The organism is Actinophytocola sp. NPDC049390 (genome assembly GCF_044466355.1).
Classification (GTDB): Bacteria; Actinomycetota; Actinomycetes; order Mycobacteriales; family Pseudonocardiaceae; genus Actinophytocola.
In genome coordinates, this window is sequence record NZ_JBITMQ010000001.1 from 368,282 (window position 1) to 384,416 (window position 16,135).

At 73.4% G+C, this 16,135-nt stretch carries 18 protein-coding genes; 11 read left to right on the top strand and 7 right to left on the bottom strand.

The window, feature by feature from the left end; genetic code table 11:
- The first annotated feature begins 5 nt into the window (after positions 1-5).
- Complete coding sequence (locus tag ACIBVP_RS01585; RefSeq protein ID WP_396103998.1) at positions 6-329, top strand: hypothetical protein; 324 nt, start codon at positions 6-8, stop codon at positions 327-329.
- Positions 330-674: 345 nt separating this feature from the next.
- Here the strand turns inward: ACIBVP_RS01585 and ACIBVP_RS01590 are convergent, their stop codons facing one another.
- Complete coding sequence (locus tag ACIBVP_RS01590) at positions 675-2,024, bottom strand: cytochrome P450 (RefSeq protein ID WP_396103999.1); 1,350 nt, start codon at positions 2,022-2,024, stop codon at positions 675-677.
- Positions 2,025-2,188: 164 nt separating this feature from the next.
- On the opposite strand from ACIBVP_RS01590, the gene ACIBVP_RS01595 reads away from it, so the two are divergent.
- From ACIBVP_RS01595 to ACIBVP_RS01615, 5 genes are read left to right on the top strand one after another with little or no spacing between them, the layout of a single operon-like run.
- Entirely contained in the window at positions 2,189-3,586 is a 1,398-nt protein-coding gene (locus tag ACIBVP_RS01595; RefSeq protein ID WP_396104000.1) for a sensor histidine kinase, read from the top strand.
- Positions 3,587-3,588: 2 nt separating this feature from the next.
- Positions 3,589-4,002, top strand: coding sequence for a roadblock/LC7 domain-containing protein (locus ACIBVP_RS01600; RefSeq protein ID WP_396104904.1), 414 nt, complete (start codon positions 3,589-3,591; stop codon positions 4,000-4,002).
- Positions 3,999-4,361: a DUF742 domain-containing protein gene (locus ACIBVP_RS01605; RefSeq protein WP_396104001.1), complete on the top strand. Its 363-nt coding sequence runs from the start codon at positions 3,999-4,001 to the stop codon at positions 4,359-4,361. Before ACIBVP_RS01600 ends, ACIBVP_RS01605 begins: the two co-directional genes overlap by 4 nt.
- Positions 4,342-4,947, top strand: coding sequence for a GTP-binding protein (locus ACIBVP_RS01610; RefSeq protein ID WP_396104002.1), 606 nt, complete (start codon positions 4,342-4,344; stop codon positions 4,945-4,947). The genes ACIBVP_RS01605 and ACIBVP_RS01610 overlap by 20 nt, the downstream gene beginning before the upstream one ends.
- Positions 4,944-6,164 carry a cytochrome P450 gene (locus ACIBVP_RS01615; RefSeq protein ID WP_396104003.1) on the top strand — a complete coding sequence of 407 codons (1,221 nt, stop codon included), beginning with the start codon at positions 4,944-4,946 and terminating at the stop codon, positions 6,162-6,164. Before ACIBVP_RS01610 ends, ACIBVP_RS01615 begins: the two co-directional genes overlap by 4 nt.
- On the opposite strand, the gene ACIBVP_RS01620 is transcribed toward ACIBVP_RS01615, so the two are convergent.
- The gene (locus tag ACIBVP_RS01620) at positions 6,152-6,469 is read right to left on the bottom strand and encodes a hypothetical protein (protein WP_396104004.1); all 318 of its coding nucleotides are present in this window, start codon (positions 6,467-6,469) and stop codon (positions 6,152-6,154) included. The genes ACIBVP_RS01615 and ACIBVP_RS01620 overlap by 13 nt on opposite strands.
- On the opposite strand from ACIBVP_RS01620, the gene ACIBVP_RS01625 reads away from it, so the two are divergent.
- The 3 genes from ACIBVP_RS01625 (at position 6,454) to ACIBVP_RS01635 (ending at position 8,363) form a co-directional block, all read left to right on the top strand.
- Positions 6,454-6,948 carry a TetR/AcrR family transcriptional regulator gene (locus tag ACIBVP_RS01625; RefSeq protein ID WP_396104905.1) on the top strand — a complete coding sequence of 165 codons (495 nt, stop codon included), beginning with the start codon at positions 6,454-6,456 and terminating at the stop codon, positions 6,946-6,948. The two genes, ACIBVP_RS01620 and ACIBVP_RS01625, sit on opposite strands and share 16 nt — an antisense overlap.
- Before the next feature lie 17 nt (positions 6,949-6,965).
- Positions 6,966-7,916 carry a serine hydrolase gene (locus ACIBVP_RS01630; RefSeq protein ID WP_396104005.1) on the top strand — a complete coding sequence of 317 codons (951 nt, stop codon included), beginning with the start codon at positions 6,966-6,968 and terminating at the stop codon, positions 7,914-7,916.
- A gap of 87 nt (positions 7,917-8,003) precedes the next feature.
- Positions 8,004-8,363 (top strand): hypothetical protein, encoded by a 360-nt coding sequence (locus tag ACIBVP_RS01635; RefSeq protein WP_396104006.1) that lies wholly within the window; start codon positions 8,004-8,006, stop codon positions 8,361-8,363.
- Here ACIBVP_RS01635 and ACIBVP_RS01640 read toward each other — a convergent pair.
- A complete protein-coding gene (locus ACIBVP_RS01640) occupies positions 8,356-10,149 on the bottom strand; it encodes an Hsp70 family protein (protein WP_396104007.1) in 1,794 nt (597 codons plus the stop codon). The genes ACIBVP_RS01635 and ACIBVP_RS01640 overlap by 8 nt on opposite strands.
- Positions 10,150-10,266: 117 nt before the next feature.
- Here ACIBVP_RS01640 and ACIBVP_RS01645 point away from each other — a divergent pair, with 117 nt between their 5' ends.
- Together ACIBVP_RS01645 and ACIBVP_RS01650 are read left to right on the top strand one after the other, a co-directional pair.
- Positions 10,267-10,941: a LuxR C-terminal-related transcriptional regulator gene (locus ACIBVP_RS01645; RefSeq protein WP_396104008.1), complete on the top strand. Its 675-nt coding sequence runs from the start codon at positions 10,267-10,269 to the stop codon at positions 10,939-10,941.
- Positions 10,938-12,743 carry a hypothetical protein gene (locus tag ACIBVP_RS01650; RefSeq protein WP_396104009.1) on the top strand — a complete coding sequence of 602 codons (1,806 nt, stop codon included), beginning with the start codon at positions 10,938-10,940 and terminating at the stop codon, positions 12,741-12,743. Before ACIBVP_RS01645 ends, ACIBVP_RS01650 begins: the two co-directional genes overlap by 4 nt.
- Here the strand turns inward: ACIBVP_RS01650 and ACIBVP_RS01655 are convergent.
- The 4 genes from ACIBVP_RS01655 to ACIBVP_RS01670 all read right to left on the bottom strand — a co-directional run bounded on the left by ACIBVP_RS01655 (position 12,721) and on the right by ACIBVP_RS01670 (position 16,134).
- Complete coding sequence (locus ACIBVP_RS01655; protein ID WP_396104010.1) at positions 12,721-13,662, bottom strand: sensor histidine kinase; 942 nt, start codon at positions 13,660-13,662, stop codon at positions 12,721-12,723. The genes ACIBVP_RS01650 and ACIBVP_RS01655 overlap by 23 nt on opposite strands.
- A gap of 183 nt (positions 13,663-13,845) precedes the next feature.
- Positions 13,846-15,081, bottom strand: coding sequence for an APC family permease (locus tag ACIBVP_RS01660; RefSeq protein WP_396104011.1), 1,236 nt, complete (start codon positions 15,079-15,081; stop codon positions 13,846-13,848).
- A complete protein-coding gene (locus tag ACIBVP_RS01665) occupies positions 15,078-15,449 on the bottom strand; it encodes a VOC family protein (protein WP_396104012.1) in 372 nt (123 codons plus the stop codon). Before ACIBVP_RS01665 ends, ACIBVP_RS01660 begins: the two co-directional genes overlap by 4 nt.
- Positions 15,450-15,468: 19 nt before the next feature.
- A complete protein-coding gene (locus ACIBVP_RS01670; protein WP_396104906.1) occupies positions 15,469-16,134 on the bottom strand; it encodes an ArsR family transcriptional regulator in 666 nt (221 codons plus the stop codon).
- Position 16,135: the final 1 nt, after the last annotated feature.

Genomic DNA, 16,135 nt, shown 5'->3' on the forward strand with positions numbered 1-16,135 from the left:
CGCCGATGTCCGATTGTGACCTTGCGGCGCCCGCCAACTATGCTGCCCTCCGGATTCGGACGGGACGGAAGGGCGGCAGGACGATCGCGGCGCAGTACGGAAGCTCCACGGGCGGCCAGAAGCGACAGTACTTCGGGCGGGTCGACCCGTTCTGCCTGTTCGCCGTGGTGCCGATCCTCGTCATCGCCGGCCTCTTCTTCTGGAGCGACATCGCCTTCCTCGGCGTGATCCTGGTCGTCATCGCGATCCTGATCGTGGTGTTCGACTCCTGGGCCAACCGGCCGCTCAAGAGGTCCTCGGCGCCGCCGCGCCGCCGCGACGAGTACTGAGCGGGGCGAAGGCCGGGATCGCCGACGAGATCGCCACGCTCGCCAGGCAGGCCGCCGTCGCGGCGTTCACCAACGTCGCCGCCTCGCTGTCCGCGTCGGCCCGCACCTACGAGACCCAGGACGCCGCCGCCGACTCCCTGCGCCGGGGGCTGAGGTAGATGACGAACGACCTGGTGGCGGCGCCGAAGAACGAGACCGAGTGGTACGCGGGCATCCCCGCCGATGGACGCGCCCCAGACACCGCGAGTCGCGCGCCCGGACACACCGAGTTGTGCGTTTCGTGCGCACAGGGACCTGCATGAAATCGACAACTCGATGTGCCGGGGAACGCGACTCGCGGGGTTGTCAGCGGGGGCGGGGGATCAGGCGGACGTGGATCGGCTTCTCCGGGCCGAGGGTCAGCAGCGGCTGCGGGTTGACGGGTTCCGGGGACGCGGGTTCGAGGCGGAAGCGCTGCAGGGTGCTCGCCAGCACGAGCAGCATCTCGGTCATCGCGAACTGGTTGCCGATGCACAGGTGCGGGCCGGAGCCGAACGGGATGTAGGCGCTGCGGTCCCGTTTCGCGACCTCCTCGGCGGTGAACCGGTCCGGCCGGAACTCCTCCGGGTCGTCCCAGAACTCCGGGTGGCGGTGTGCGTGGTACGGGCTGAAGAAGATGTCCGTGCCCGCCGGGATGCGGAAGCCGCCGATCTCGTCCTCCTCCAGCGCCCGTCGCGACGCGAGCCACTGCTGCGGGTACAGCCGCTGGACCTCGTCGAGCACCGAGCGGGTGTAGGTCAGCTTGCTGCAGTCGGCGAGGGTGGGCGGCCTGCCGTCGAGCTCGTCGTCGATCTCGCGTAGAACCCGTTGCTGGACCTCGGGATGCGCGCCGAGGCGGTACCAGGTCCACGTGAGGACGTTCGCGCCCGTCTCGTGGCCCGCCCACAGCATGATCATGACCTGGTCGCGCAGCTGCTCGTCGGTGAGCCGCGCGCCGGTCTCCTCGTCCTCGGTCATGATCAGCATCGACAGGAGGTCGCCCCGGTCGACGTTGTCGGCGAGGTGCTCGGTGATCACGTAGTCGATGATCTCCTCGACGACCGCGCGGTTCGCCCAGTAGCGGCGGTGGCCCGCCGTCGGGACGGACAGCGGCAGCAGCGGGAACCGCATCCACTGCCCGAGTTCGTGGTCGACGGTGTCGATGGCGGCGGCGAACCGGTCGCAGACGTCGCCCTCCTCCAACGCGAACAGCGCCCGCGCGACGACCCGCAGCGTCAGGCTGCGCATCTCCGGCGCGGTGTCGATGGTCTGGCCGGAAGCGGCCATCTCCTCCCAGCGTTCGATCCTCGACCCGATCACGGCCAGCATGTGCTCGGCCATCGACGCGACCCGCTGGTAGTGAAACGACGGCTGCATCAGCCGTCGCATGGAACGCCACTCCTCGCCGCCTTCGACAGTGGCGAGCCCGCGGCCGAACAGGGTGCGGGACATCTTGTACGGCATGGAGCTCCGGTCGTACACCGCCGCCTTCTGCTGCAGCACCCGGCGGATGTGGTGCGGGTGGCGCAGGAGGATGACACGGGCGGTGGCCAGGCGGAACGACGCGACGTCGCCGTAGGTGTCCAGCACGTTCGTGAGGAACGCCAGCGGCGCCTTCTGGTAGGTCAGCATCGTGCGGACGAGGTTCGCCGGGCCGGGCGGGGTGGGAAGCGGCACGACATTCGATAGTGCCAGAGCGCACCCGGCTCGCTACGCCCGTTTGGTCGAACTCGCTCCGATGTTTGCCAGTGCCGGTATCTTCCCTACTTGCTCCTTCGGTGCCACCCGGCGTGAGGACTGATATGCCAGCACGAGAGCCCGTCCCGCAACAGTATCGGTCGATGACCGACGTGCTGCTGTACCTCCTTCTCACCATGGCCGTCACGGCAGGCGTGACGCTGTGGGTGACGTTCCAGGTCGACGCGCGGGACCGGCCCGTCGTCGCCGCGTCGTCGGGGGCGCTGGCGCTCGGGTTGTGCATCGCGCTGGCGTTCACGACGGTCCGCGCGAACCGGGCGCGGCGGACGGCGGCCAGGTTGCGCGCACTGGAGAACGGGCTCGGGCGGCTGGTCGACGAGGTGCTGCCGAAGGCAGCGGCCCGGGTACGGGACGGCGCGTCCGCCGACACCGTCCTCGCCGAGCTGGGGCCCGCGGCGACCGACGTGCCGAAGGACCTCCTCGCCGCGGTGGTGCGGGAGATCGGCGTGAGCGAGCGGCAGCGGTCGGCCGCGATGGCCGCGTGCGCGAACGCCGCGGGCCGCGTGCAGGCCATGGCCACCAGCATGCTCGCCGACCTGCGCGAGATGGAGGGCCGCCACGCCGAAAGCGTGCTGGGCGACCTCCTCAAGCTCGACCACAGCACCGCGCAGACCGGGCGCCTCGCCGACAGCATCGCCGTGCTGACCGGCGCCCGCTCCGGCCGCCGCTGGACCAAGCCCATCGTGATGGAGTCGATCCTGCGTGGCGCGATGGGCCGGATCCAGGCGTACCAACGGATCCAGACCCACTCGAGCAGCACGGCAGCGGTCGTCGGCTACGCGGCCGAGGACGTCATGCACGCGCTCGCCGAGCTGATGGACAACGCGACCCGGTTCTCCGCCCCGTCGGAGGAGGTGCACGTCTACGTCGAGGAGCTGCACACCGGCGTCGTGATCACCATCGAGGACGGCGGGCTGGGCATGAAACCGCAGGCGCTCGCGCGCGCCGAGGCCGCCGTGTCGACCGACGAACCGCTGGACCTCGCGACGGTGCCCGGCACGCGCCTCGGGCTGGTGGTCGTGGGTTCGTTGGCGCGCAAGCACAAGCTGCAGGTGTACTTCCGCCCGTCCGCGCGCGGCGGCACCGGCGTGGTCCTGCGGATCCCGCAGCAGCTGGTGATCCACCCGCGCGAGGCGGAGCCCGCCGCGACCCCGCTGAGGGCCGTCGAGTCGGTGTCGGCGGCGGGGGCGACCGCGGCCGACACCGCGACGGCCACGGCCACGGCGGTGCTGGAGGAGGCACCGTCCGGTGCGGAGAAGGACGTCGCGGCGGACACGGGGGAGGCGCCCGCCCTGCCGAAGCGGCCGCGCGGGGAGACGTTCGCCGCCGCCGTCCGCGCCACGGAGACGGGCGCCGACGCGCGGCGCAAACCGGTGGCACGCGGCGGGAAACGGGACATCGGCGCGCGCTTCAGCGCGTTCCAGCAGGGCCGCCGCGCCACCACGCCCGAAGAGAACGCTGGAGGGGGAGACTCGTTATGACCATGGCGACCGACGCCAACCTCACCTGGATGCTGGAGAGCCTGGTGGAGCAGACCGCCGGGGCCACGCACGCGCTGGTGCTGTCCAGGGACGGGCTCAAGCTGTGCCACACCTCGGGCCTCTCCGTCGACAAGGCCGACCAGCTGTCCGCGATCGCCGCGGGCGTGCAGGCCCTGTCGCAGGGGGCCTCCGTCGAGTTCGGGGACGGCACCGGCGGTGTGCGGCACTCGATGACCGAGTTCCACGGCGGCATCCTGTTCATCGTCGAGGCGGGGGAGGGCGCGCACCTCGCCGTGCTCGCGGGCGAGGACGCGGACGTCGGGCTGATCGGCCACCGGATGAACGAGCTGGTGGAGCAGATCGGCGCGTTCCTGACCGCGCCGCCGCGCGGCACCGAGCGCACCGACCCCGCATGATCCGCCGCGAGCTGGACGACGAGGGGCCGGACCGGCTCTACACCGTCACGCGTGGGCGCAGCTCCGCCGACGAGCCCGACCTCGACATCGTGACGTTGATCGTCGCCGCCGCCGAGCCGGTGCCGGGCATGCAGTCCGAGCACGCCAGGATCCTGCGCGCCGCGCGGCGGCCGGTCGCCGTCGTGGAGCTCTCCGCCGACCTGCGCCTGCCGGTCGGCGTGGTGAAGATCCTCCTGTCCGACCTGTTGCGCGCAGGCAAGATCACCGCCCGCCACCCGTCGTCGTCGACGCGCGCTCGCACCGAGCTGCCCGACGCCGCGACCCTGAAGAAGGTGCTCGTTGGACTCCACAAGCTCTGAGCCCCGCACGCCACTGGCCAGCACGGCGGCCGAGGGCCTGAAGATCGTGATCGTCGGCGGGTTCGGGGTCGGCAAGACCACCATGGTCCGCGCGGTGAGCGAGATCCGGCCACTGTCCACAGAGGAGACGATGACCCAGGCCGGGCTGGGTGTGGACAACACGAGCGCGGTCGACGGCAAGACCACCACGACCGTCGCGTTCGACTTCGGCCGCATCAGCCTCGACGAGAAGATGGTGCTGTACCTGTTCGGCGCGCCGGGCCAGGAGCGGTTCTGGTTCGTGTGGGACCGCCTGTTCGCCGGCACGCTCGGCGCGGTCGTGCTCGTGGACACCAGACGGCTCGAGGACTCCTGGTACGCCATCGACCGGCTCGAACACCACGGGACGCCGTTCATCGTGGCACGCAACAACTTCCCGGGCTCCACCCACAGCATCGACGACGTGCGCGACGCGCTGTCCCTGCCCGCCGACGTGCCGCTGGTCGACTGCGACGCACGCGACCGCGCGTCGGCCAAGCGGGCGCTGATCGCGCTCGTCGACCACCTGTACGCACTCTCCACCGCCAGGGAGGCCGTCCCGTCATGACCGACGTCGCGCACCGCACCGACGCGGTTCCCCTGTACGGCGAGGGCTACCGCACCGACCCCACCGGGTGGTACGAGCGGGTCCGCGAGAAGCACGGGCCGGTGGCGCCGGTGCTGCTCGAAGGCGACATCCCGGCGTGGTTCGTGTGCGGGTACCGGGAACTGCACCAGGTCACCACCGATTCCGCCCTGTTCGCCAGGGACACGCGGCGGTGGAACGCCTGGGAGACCGTGCCGGACAACTGGCCGCTGCTGCCGCACCTGGTGCACAACCCGTCGGTCATGTTCACCGAGGGCCCGGAGCACAGCAGGCGTGCCGGTGCGCTGTCGGACGCGCTGGCGTCGGTGGACCAGTTCGAGGTGGCGAACCAGTGCGAGCGGATCGCCGACCAGATGATCGACCGGTTCGCCGGTGCGGGCGAGGCCGAGCTGATGGGCCAGTACGTGTCCCGGATCCCGTTGCGTGCCACGGCGATGATGTGCGGGGTGCCCGAGTCGGAGGCGCGGGTGCTGGTCGACGACGTCATGGGCGTGATGAACTCGTCGGCGACCGTCCAGGCGGCCGACCAGATGGCCGTCTACGGGCGGCTGCAGGAGGAGATGCAGCGGCTCGTCGACCGCAAGCGGGCCCTGCCCGGCTCCGACGTGCCGTCGCACCTGCTGGCCAACCCGGCGCACCTCGCCGACGAGGAGATCGTGTCGGACCTGCTCGTGGTGCTGTTGCAGTCCCACCAGCAGACGACGAACTGGATCGGCAACACGATCGGCCTGATGCTGACCGACGAGCGGTTCGCGATCACCCTGTCCGGTGGCCGGGCCTCGGTCGGCGACGCGCTCAACGAGGTGCTGTGGCACGACACCCCGACCCAGAACTACCTGGGCCGGGTCGCCACCCGCGACACCCGCCTCGGCGGGCAACGCATCCGCGCCGGTGACCTCCTGGTGCTGGGCCTGGCGGCCGCGAACGCCGACCCGCAGGTGCGGCCGGCCGAGGGCGCGGTCGGCAACCGGGCGATGATGAGCTTCGGCCACGGCGAGCACGGTTGTCCCTACCCGGCCCCGGAAATCGCCGAGATCATCGCGAAGACCAGCGTCGAGGTGCTGATCGACCGGTTGCCGGACCTGGTGCCGGCGGCGGACCTGGCGTGGCGGCCGTCGGTGTGGACCCGGGGCCTCGTGCGGCTCCCGGTGACGTTCACGCCGACCTACGTGCCCTGAGCCGTCCGGACGGCCGCGAGCAGCGCACCGAGTTCGCCGCGCGCCCGCGCGGACGCCAGGTGGTCGAAGTAGTCGCGGGACTCGACGATCTCCCCGTCCCGCACGCGGAGCACGAAGATCGCCGGTGTCACGAGGAACTGCTCGTCGCGGCTGCGCAGGGCGGCGGGGCGGAGCGGGCGGAACGGGTGCGCGACGTCTGTCCGCTCGGCGTAGAGGTCCGGCAGTTCCTCCCACCGGCCGTCCGCGACACCGTTGACGAGCGCGAGGAAGATGGCACGAGCACAACGCGCTGACGCGCGCGGCAACCGCGGCCGCGTCCACCGAGGAGGTGGCCCGGCTGGCCGGGGTCGGCATCGCGACGGTCTTCCGCCACTTCCCGACCAAGGCGAACCTGCTGACGGCCGTGCTGGCGCGGCGCTTCGACCGCCTGCGCGCACGAGCGGAAGAGCTGTTCGAGGCGGCCGACCCGGGTCCGGCGTTCGTCGGCTTCTTCACCGAGGTGGTCGCCGACGCGGCCACCAAGATCGCCATCGGCGAGGCCCTGCTGGACGCGGGCGGCGACGAGGAGGGCGAAGCGGAACAGGCGGCGAACGGCCTGCGCCGGGCGATCGGCGCGCTGCTGCGCCGCGCGCAGGAGGCGGGCGCGATCCGGTCCGACGTGGAGCTTCCCGAGGTGTACGCCTTGCTGGTCGGCACCTCCCGGGCGGCCGCGCACAAACACCTCGACGACGAGGTGCGGAACCGGATGCTCGAGGTCGTCTTCGACGGCCTCGCACCCCGCTGACAGGCCTACGATGAGGCATGTCCAGACCGAGACCCGGCCGCCCCCTGTGGATCGCCGCCCGCACGGCGGTGGCACTGGCGGCGGCACTTGCGGTCGTATGGTCGGTGACGAGACCGGAATCCCCGACCACCACTCGATTACCCAGCACGGCCCCGAGTCCACCGTCGACCACGGTGGACGCACTGGCCGAACCGCGAGCCAGGACCCCGCAGGCGCCCCCGGTCCCCGCCCGGCGCCTGGTGTTGGCGGCCGAGAAGGCCGCCCAGAAAGCCGCGGACCCCGGCATGATCCTCGGCGTGGCGGTCACCGACCTGCACACCGGTGCACACGCCGTCGGCGGTGACGGTGACCGGCCGTTCATGGCCGCCTCGCTGACCAAGCTGATCGTCGCCGTGGACGTGCTCGACCAGCTCCGCGCCGAGGGACGACAGCTGACCGAGGACGATCGGGACCTCATCCACCGCGCCCTGTCGGCGGGCGACGACAACGCCATGAACGTGTTGTGGGGCAAGCACGACGGCGCCGGCGCCATCGCCAGGACGGCGGCCCGTCTGGAGCTCAGCGCCACGCTCCCACCCGAGTCCACCGAGATGTGGGGTGACGTGGAGGTCACGGCAGCCGACATGGCGAAGGTGTTCGGCCACGTCCTCCGCGACATGCCCCCGGACGACGGCGCCGTGATCGTCGAGGCGCTGTCCGCCGCGACCTCGGTCGCCACCGACGGGTTCGCGCAGCACTACGGCGTGCTGCACCAGGGCGCGTCGCCGAGGAGCTACGCCAAACAGGCCTGGGTGCCCTACGCCCCGGCCGGTTACCTGCTGCACAGCGCGGGCGTCGTGTACGACGGCCGCACCGGCCACGCCTACGCGATCGCACTGCTGTCCATCCAGCCGTACACGTCGGAACAGGCCGCCCGCGACCGCCTGTCGGACATCGCCGCCGCGGCGACGGCCGACCTGGACAGGTGAGTAGCGGCGCACCCGTGGAGCGAACCCTTCGGCGCCGCGCAGCCGTGTCAGGGGAGGAGGGGTATCCCGGCAGACACGGAGCGCACCATGGTTCCACCGCCCGTCACCAGCGACGACCGTGCTTGGCGGCTACTCGCGCCCCGGTTGCGGCCGATGCCGTGCCAGCCGCCGTCGCTCGGGGACCTCTGGCGTTCCCACGGGTACGTGCCCGGCAAGGGGTTGACCACGACGCCCACCGCCGACGGTGCCGTCATCCACCCGGCCGGGCGGCCGGTGCCGGTGGTGCGGCCGGTGCGGTGCACGGCCGCCACCCGCGGGCGCACCCTGCACGTCGCGGCCGGGGTGGACCTCGCCGACGTCGGGGCGTTCGTGCACGCGCTGCCGGTGGACCTGCGGCCAGCCAACTACACCATCGACGCCGGGGTGACGTTCGGGCGAGCTATCTGAGGCCGGCGCACGTCGTGGCGCCCGGATTGCCCGCCGCGTTCGGCTCCCAGCGCACGGCGGAGAAGGTCACGTCGAACGTCCCCGTCGTGTAGACGAGGAACGGGGTGTTGACGGCACGCGGGTTCAGGCCCTTCTCCGTGAAGCAGGACAAGGGGATCGTGACCGTCGTGCGTTCGCCGGCCGGCAGGTCACGGAACAGGTTCGTGGCCGCCACCTCGGCTGCGCACGGGTAGCCGCAGTGCACGCCCACCTTCACGAGGCTCGCCGGTTCCTCGTGGACGGTCGCGTCGAACACCAGCGCGCCGTCGGCCGCCAGGTACGCCTGCTTGTCCTCCGTGGCGGTCGGGTTCTGCAGGTACACCTGCCCCGGCGCGCCACCCGCCCACGTGACCCGCAGGCCGTCGTCGCCCGGGGTCGCGCTGATCGCCGCCTGGGTGGCGCCGTCCGCGATGTCCACGCCCGCCCAGTTGTCCGCCGACGCGATGAAGCTGGTGTACGGGGGCACCGGGCCCTTCTCGTTGTACACGTCGAGCGTCGACGGCGCCGCCGGGCGACCGCCCGCGGTGCCGGCGGGCGGCGGGTCGCCACCGCCGACCAGCACCAGCGCCGTGACGGTCGCCGCCACGACCGCGATCGCCGCCGCCGCGACCGGGCCGCGCCACCGGCGGCGCGGCTGCTCCGGCGCCTGTCCGGGCGGCGGCGCCTGCGTGTGCGTACGCGTCGCCGTCACGCGCGGGGCCGTGGCCGCGCCGCCCAGCGCGACCGTGTGCTTCGGGTGCAGGGTCATCCGCACGGGTCTGCCGAACTCCTCGGACACCATCTGGTCGACGAGCGGGATGCGTGACGAGCCACCCGCCAGCAGGACCGCCGACACGTCCGCCGTGCGCAGCCCGGCCGAGGCGATGGTGCGGCGCAACGCGTCCGTCGTCAGCAGCACCGACGGCCGCAGCATCTCGTTCAGTTCCCGCCGGGTCAGCGCCAGCTCCCGCGGACCCGACGGCAGCGGCACGGTCAGCGTCACGTCCGGCTCGGTCGACAGCTCTTCCTTGGCACGCACGCACAACGCGCGGATCTCCGCCAGTGCCGCCGCGGCCTGGGGGTCGGACCGGTCGAGCGCGCTGACGGCGCCGTCGAGCCGGTCGTCGACGGTGGCGAGCACGGTCTCGTCGAAGTCCACGCCGCCCATGTGCTCGATGCCCTCGGGCGTACCGAGGATCTCGATCCCGTCGGGGCGCATCCGCAGGATCGTGGTGTCGAACGTGCCGCCGCCGAGGTCGTACACCGCGACGATCTCGCCGTCGCCGAGCCGCCGCTCCATCGAGTAGTGGGTCGCCACCGCCTCCGGCTCGGTCAGCACGTGGCAGCCGGGCAGGCCCGCGAGCCGGGGCACCTCCGCGAAGTGCTCCCGCCGGTAGGGGCCCCACACCGCGGGGCAGGTGAGCACGACCGTCTCCGGTGGGCCGCCCCGCGCCCTGGTCACGGCCTCGACGACGTCCCGCAGTTGCGCCGCCATCAGCGCGTCCGGCGAGTACGAGGTGCCGCCCAGCACCAGCGGGGTCGGGTCGCCGACGCGGCGCTTGAACCCCGTCGCGAGCCTGCCGGGGTCGCCGTCGCGGGCCGCGTCGCGCGCCGCCGTACCGGTCAGCAGCGTGCCGTCCGGGCTCGCGTAGGCGACCGCCGGGACGGTCACCTCCGGCGAGAGCGGCACCATGCGCGTGCCGTCCGCGCTGTGCACCGCGGCGGCCGTGAACGACGTCCCGAGGTCGACGCCCAGTCCGTACCGCACAGCAACTCCCCGCGTTCGCCCGGCAACCGCGCGTCGATCGTAATGGGACCGGGTGCCCGCGCGGACACCGCACAGTGGCATGCTCGACAGCGTGATCGACCGAGCTGCGGTGCCGCGATGCGGGTAGCGATCGCGGAGGACGGTGCCCTGTTCCGTGAGGGGCTGGTGCTGCTGCTGGAGGCCGCGGGCCACGAGGTGGTCGGCTGCGTCGGCGACGGCGACTCGCTGGTCCGGATCGTCGCCACCGAACCGGTCGACGTGGCCATCCTCGACATCCGCATGCCACCCGAACCCGACGGCGGGCTGACCACCGCGGCACGCGTGCGCGCACTGCGCCCGGAGACCGGGCTGCTGCTGCTCTCGCACCACGCGGAGACGCACTACCTGATGCGGGTGCTGGAGATCGGCGCCGAACGGATCGGGTACCGGCTCAAGGAACGGATCGCGGGCGTGCAGGTGCTCGCGGACACCCTGGACCGGGTCGCGGCCGGGGAGATCGTGATCGAACCGGTGCTCGCCAAACGGCTCGTGCAGGTGCCCGCCGGGGGAGCGGGTGAGGGCAGCGGCGGCGTCGCGTCACTGTCCGAACGTGAGCAGGACGTGCTGCGCCTGATGGCGGAGGGCCGTGCCAACAACGGCATCGCGAAGGAGCTGTTCCTGTCGACGAAGGCCGTGGAGAAGCACATCGCCGCGATCTTCGCGAAGCTCGAGCTGCCCGGGGACCAGACCGTGCACCACCGCCGCGTGCTCGCCGTGCTCGCCTACCTGCGGGCGCGGCAGGTGAGCGGGTGAGACACACCAGCCCGTACCGGCTGGCCGCCACCGTGCCGCCCGAGGAGCTGGTCCGCGCGCTCGTGCGGAACCTGGTCGACGCCGTCGGCGGGCGGGCGGGTTACGAGGTCCCGGACGCGGCGGGCCGCGTCCTCACCGTCGCGTCGTGGCCGGAGCACACCGGGCCCCACACCGACGGGCCGCGCGCCGGTGAGGTGGTGCGCGAACCGGTCGCGGGCGGCGGGGTCGTGTACCTCGCGGGGCCGTGGCGGTGGGGCGCGGGCGAACGCACGATCCTGCGCGAGACCGCGACGTGGCTCGGCGTGGCGGTGCGGCTGGACCGGCTGCGGGCCGAGCGGGACCGCGCGCAGGAGCGCGCGCAGCGGCTGCGCGCGGAGGTGACGTCCGCGCGGGAGCGGCTCGCGGAGGTGCGCGACCTGGAGCGGCGCAGGCTCGTCGGCGCGATCACCACGACGACCCTGCGCGACCTCACCGAGTTCCGCGGCAGGCTCACCACGCTCGCCGCGCCCGGTCAGGACCCGACGGCCGACGACGTCGCCGGGGTGGGCGCCTTCCTCGACGACCTGCTCGACAACTTCCGCACCATCGTCCGCGGTGTCTACCCGGCGATGTTGCCCGACCGGGGCCCGCGCGCCGCGCTGGAGGAACTCGCGGCGACGGTGCCCCGGCCGATCCACTTCCGCGGCGACCTCGGCAGGCGCGTCGGCTGGCAGGTGGAGTCCGGGCTCTACCACGCGGTCGCGGCCGTGCTGAACCTGCTGGCCGGGCTGCCGTCCGACGACCCGGTGGTCGTGGACTTCCTGCGCGACGACGCGTTGCGGGTGACCATCACCGCGCCGCCGGGTCCGCTGTCCGCGCGGTCGCTGCGTGCCGCGCTCAACCACGACGCGCAGCGGCTCGCGGTGCTCGGCGGCGCGATGGAGTGCCGGGTCACCGAGGACACCGCGGTGGTGCACGTGCGGGTGCTGGACCGGATCGAACCCGTCGCCGAGACCGCCGCGCCGCCGCTCGAGGGCAGCGCGCTGTACCGGCGGACGCGGGACCTGGTCCGCCGGGGTCAGCGCCTGGCGGGTGACGGCCCGGACCGGCGGCGCTGGGACGCGATCGCCGAGCGGATGGCCACACCGCCGCGCCTCGCCGTCGTCGGCGGCCCACCCGACGGGTCCATTCCGGACGGTGCCGCGGTGACCGTGGTCGTGGCCGACGGCCCGGCCGACGCGGGGCTGGCTGCGGAGTTCCTCGCCGAGGACGGTCCCCGGGGCGCCGTCGACGCCGTGCTGTGCCTGGTCCCACCGACGGAGGCGTTCCGCGCGGCACTGCGCCGTGCCCGGCAGCGGGTGGTGCTGACCGAGTCGGCGAGCGTCGCGGAGCTGGCGGCCGGGCTCACCGCCTGGCGTCCGGTGATCGCCGCCCGCCGCGCCATCGTCACGGCGACCGGCATGGTCGGCCCGAACCACCCGTTGTCGTGGGCGGTAGAACGCGTCGGCGCGGAGGCACACGAACTTGCGGAGCTGGACCTCCTCGACCGGATCGAGACGGGCGAGGTGCGCCTGCCCCCGACCGAGAACGCGGCGGTGGCCGACGTCGCCCGGCTCCTCGGCGCCCACGGCCCGGACCCGCGCACCCGGCTGGGCCTGACCGACCACGCCGGCGACGACGAGGTCCGCGCCGCGGCGGCGGACGCGGTGCGGCGGTGGCGCGCGCACGCCGCGCACCCGGCCACGGGCGCGCGGGAACGCGTGGCGTGGGAGGTGCTGGTGCGCACGGCGGAGGGGTTGCTCAAAGCGGGACGAAGCCGGTGATCCGCGTGCCGTGGCCCGGGGCGGACCGGACGTCGACCGTGCCACCGACCGCGGTGGCACGCGCGGACAGGTTGTGCAGTCCCGAACCCGCCGCGGTCACGTCGAACCCGGGCCCGTTGTCGGTCGCGGTGAACTCCAGGCCGCGGTAGCTGTCGCGCACGGTCACCGTCACCCGGGCGCCCGGCGCGTGTTTGCGGGAGTTGTTCACCGCCTCCAGGCACACGAAGTACACCGCCGACTCGACCACGGCCGGGTAGCGGCGGCGCAGACCCGCGACGTCGAGCACCACCTCGGGGTGGCTCGCCAGCTCGGTCGTCAACGCCGCGGCGAGGCCGTTGATGACCAACGCGACCGGGAGCACCCCCGCCGCGGTGTTCACCAGCACGCGTTCCGCGTTGTCCACCCGTGCCAGCAGGTCCGTCACCCGCTCCTGGACACCGCCCGTCGCGACCGCGTGTTCCAGCAGCCCCAACGACATGCGCAGCGCGACCAGGTGGTGCTGCGCGCCGTCGTGCAGGTCGCGTTCGAGCCCGCGGCGTTCCGCCTCCATCTCGGCGGCCGCCCGCCACCGGTCGTCGATCAGCTCGCGGGCAGCCGTGTCGCCCGCCCGGCGCAGCGCGTCGGTCTCGGCCGCCAGCCGGACCATCGCGAGCGGTGCCGCGACCGCCACCGCCAGCTCGTCGACCGGGCCCGCCGGTGCGATCGCGAGCGTGCCGACGTCCTCGCCCTGGTAGGTGATCGGGTGTTCGAGCCACGGTCCGGTGTCCGTGCCCCACAGGTACCGGGCGCCGTCGACCGTCAGCGCGCACCCCGTCGCCCCCACGGCCGTGCCGACCACCTCGGCCAACCCGGCCGGGGTCGGCTCCTGGGTGGCCCCGAGGTACGTCGCGAGCGCCCCACCCAGCTGCCAGTCCCGCACGCGACGACGGTAACGCACCGCGCCGACGCACCATGTCGACGTACCACGGTGGACCGACCCGGGGGCGAGAACACGGCGTACCAGCGAACCCCCAGGACCTGGTGCGGTCTCGCCTCCGGGACGGCAAGGAAGACCCTGTCGTACCACCGCGTGCCGAGGACAGGGCCGAAGGTCCCGGACCGCTCAGGAACGCCGGGCCCGGACCGCGTAGACGGCGGCGCCGAGCGCGACGACCGCCGCGCCGACGAGGATCGACGTCCCGGGCAGCGTGAACGCCAGCAGCAGGCACCCGAGGAACCCGACCACGGGCACCGCCCGAGGTGGCCGGTGCTCCGCCGCGGTCAGCGTCCAGGCGGACGCGTTCGCGACCGCGTAGTAGAGCAGGACACCGAAGGAGGAGAACCCGATAGCCGAGCGCAGGTCGACGGTCGCGGCGGCAACCGCGACCACCACGCCAACGGCCAGTTCCGCCCGGTGCGGGACCTGGAACCGCGGGTGCACGGCGGCCAGCGTGTGCGGCAGGTGCCGGTCGCGCGCCATGGCCAGCGTCGTGCGGGACACCCCGAGGATCAACGCGAGCAGCGAACCCAGCGCGGCGATCGCCGCCCCGGCACGCACGACCGGTTCGAGCGCGCCCACGCCGCTGGCGCGCGCCAGGTCCGACAGCGGTGCGGTCGCGTCGGCCAGCCGCTGCGGGCCGAGCACCGACAGCGCCGCCACGGCGACCGCCGCGTACACGACGAGCGTGATGCCCAAGGCGAGCGGGATCGCCCTGGGGATGGTGCGGGCCGGGTCGCGGACCTCCTCGCCGAGCGTCGCGATGCGCGCGTAGCCCGCGAACGCGAAGAACAGCAACCCGCCCGCCTGCAGCACGCCGGTGAACGTGGCACCCTCACCGAGGTCCAGCCCGGCCCACGACGGGTCGCCCGCGGTGAACGCCGTCGCGACGAGCGCGGCCAGCACCGCGAGGACCACGCCCACGATGACGCGGGTCAGCCACGCCGACTTCCGCACGCCGCCGTAGTTCACGGCCGTCAGCAACACGACCGCGCCCACCGCGACGGCGTGCGCGCGCCCCGGCCAGACGTACCTCCCGACGGTCAGCGCCATCGCCGCGCAGGACGCGGACTTGCCGACCACGAAACACCAGCCCGCCAGGTAACCCCAGAACGGGCCGAGCCGCTCGCGGCCGTAGACGTAGGTGCCGCCGGAGGCGGGGTAGCGGGCGGCGAGGCGCGCCGACGAGGTCGCGTTGCAGTAGGCGACCACGGCGGCGACCGCCAACCCGAGCAGGAGACCCGGCCCGGCGGCACGCGCCGCCGGACCGAGAGCGGCGAAGATCCCCGCGCCGATCATCGCGCCGAGGCCGATGACGACGGCGTCGGTGACCCCGAGCCGCCTGCTCAGGCTCGCGGTCATGCGGGCTGGAACAGCTCGACGAGGTTGCCCGCCGGGTCGGCGAGCAGGACCTGCTTCCCGCCGGGCCCGGACACGGCCTCGCCGAGGAACGTCAACCCCGCGCCGCGGTGCCGGTCGATCTCGGCGTCGAGGTCGTCGACCACGAGGTGGATCCGGTTGCGCGGCACGGCGTTCCGCGCTTCCTCCGGGGTCGCGCGGGCGCCGGAGGACGCCGGCCCGGACAGCAGCAGGCGCAGCGCGCCGCGGCGCACGTCGGCGAAGGCGGGGGAGTCGAAGGCGACGGTGAAGCCGAGGTGGGTGGTGTAGAACGCCACCGCGGCCGGCACGTCGTCGACGAGGTAGCGGACGCTCGCCGGTTCGGTTGTCATGGTCGGGCCTCCTCGTGGTCTACGGGGACAGGAACTCGAGACGGGTGTCGATGTCCTTCGCGACGCGCCGGAACTCGGGGTACGCCGCGCCGGACGGGTCGGGCAGGCTCCAGTGCGTCGTGACGGCCGCGCCGTGATCGCGGGGGACCTCGCGAACCTTGTCGCACAACGTGATCACGTGGTCGAACCGGCGTCCGCGCAGCGCGTCCAGCGACCGCGGCGTCCGGGGGCCGAGGTCGATGTCGTAGTCCTCGCGCAGGACCCGGACCGCGTGCGGGTTCATCCGCGGCGCGGGGTGACTGCCCGCGCTGGCGACGTCCACGTCATGGGCGCGGTGGCGCAGCAGTGCCTCCGCCATCGGGGAACGCGCGCTGTTGCCGGTGCACAGGAACAGCACCGAGCTGCCGTTCGGCCACGCGCGCCGCACCGGTGCCAGGTTCGGGTGCAGGGCGGTGGCGGCGTCGCCGAACGCGGTCGCGCACCGCGACAGGTCGAGGTGGTAGTAGGTGTCGCGGCCGTCGAAGGTGCTGCGCCGCGCGACCACCAGGCCCGCCGAGCGCAGCAGCCGCAGGTGGTAGGAGACCAGGTTCTGCGGCTCGCCGACGGCGGCGACCAGCTCACGCACCCGGCGGTCGCTGCCCGCCAGCTCCGTCATCAACGCCCACCGCAGCGGGTGGGCCGCCATG

Excerpts from the sequence above, each read along its gene's own strand:
- ACIBVP_RS01585 (WP_396103998.1), top strand. The coding sequence starts at position 6 with ATGTCCGATTGTGACCTTGCGGCGCCCGCCAACTATGCTGCCCTCCGG.
- ACIBVP_RS01595 (WP_396104000.1), top strand. The coding sequence starts at position 2,189 with ATGACCGACGTGCTGCTGTACCTCCTTCTCACCATGGCCGTCACGGCA.
- ACIBVP_RS01600 (WP_396104904.1), top strand. The coding sequence starts at position 3,589 with ATGGCGACCGACGCCAACCTCACCTGGATGCTGGAGAGCCTGGTGGAG.
- ACIBVP_RS01605 (WP_396104001.1), top strand. The coding sequence starts at position 3,999 with ATGATCCGCCGCGAGCTGGACGACGAGGGGCCGGACCGGCTCTACACC.
- ACIBVP_RS01615 (WP_396104003.1), top strand. The coding sequence starts at position 4,944 with ATGACCGACGTCGCGCACCGCACCGACGCGGTTCCCCTGTACGGCGAG.
- ACIBVP_RS01630 (WP_396104005.1), top strand. The coding sequence starts at position 6,966 with ATGTCCAGACCGAGACCCGGCCGCCCCCTGTGGATCGCCGCCCGCACG.
- ACIBVP_RS01635 (WP_396104006.1), top strand. The coding sequence starts at position 8,004 with ATGGTTCCACCGCCCGTCACCAGCGACGACCGTGCTTGGCGGCTACTC.
- ACIBVP_RS01645 (WP_396104008.1), top strand. The coding sequence starts at position 10,267 with ATGCGGGTAGCGATCGCGGAGGACGGTGCCCTGTTCCGTGAGGGGCTG.
- ACIBVP_RS01660 (WP_396104011.1), bottom strand. The coding sequence starts at position 15,081 with ATGACCGCGAGCCTGAGCAGGCGGCTCGGGGTCACCGACGCCGTCGTC.
- ACIBVP_RS01665 (WP_396104012.1), bottom strand. The coding sequence starts at position 15,449 with ATGACAACCGAACCGGCGAGCGTCCGCTACCTCGTCGACGACGTGCCG.
- ACIBVP_RS01670 (WP_396104906.1), bottom strand. The coding sequence starts at position 16,134 with ATGGCGGCCCACCCGCTGCGGTGGGCGTTGATGACGGAGCTGGCGGGC.